Annotated in this window: 1 pseudogene; it reads left to right on the top strand. The window is 52.7% G+C overall.

From position 1 onward, the window contains the following. Positions 1-622: pseudogene (locus ACWHAR_RS28915) on the top strand (F0F1 ATP synthase subunit alpha); the annotation flags it as partial.

Below are 622 nucleotides of genomic sequence, written 5' to 3'. Positions count from 1 at the left end.
AAACGGTGTGCTGGGCTTAGCTCAGAACCTTGAAGAATCAAATGTAGGTATCGTTATTTTGGGACCTTACAAAGACATCCGTGAAGGTGACGAAGTTAAAAGAACCGGCCGGATCATGGAAGTCCCTGTCGGCGAAGAGCTGCTCGGCCGCGTTGTCAACCCGCTCGGCCAGCCTGTTGACGGAATGGGCCCGGTTCTCACAAGCAAAACCCGTCCGATCGAAAGCCCGGCTCCTGGAGTTATGGATCGTAAATCCGTACACGAGCCGCTTCAAACGGGGATCAAATCAATCGATGCTTTAATTCCGATCGGCCGCGGCCAGCGTGAGCTGATTATCGGTGACCGTCAAACGGGTAAAACGTCGATTGCGATCGATACAATTCTGAATCAGAAAGACCAGGATATGATTTGTATCTATGTCGCGATCGGTCAGAAAGAATCGACAGTCCGCGGCGTTGTCGAAACGCTTCGCAAACACGGCGCCCTTGACTATACGATCGTTGTGACGGCTTCCGCTTCACAGCCTGCCCCTCTATTGTACCTCGCGCCGTATGCAGGGGTTGCGATGGGAGAGGAATTCATGTACAACGGCAAGCACGTGCTGGTTGTGTATGACGACCTT

It is taken from the genome of Bacillus sp. LR--39 (assembly GCF_053613335.1).
This window is presented reverse-complemented; position numbering and strand designations above follow the sequence as displayed.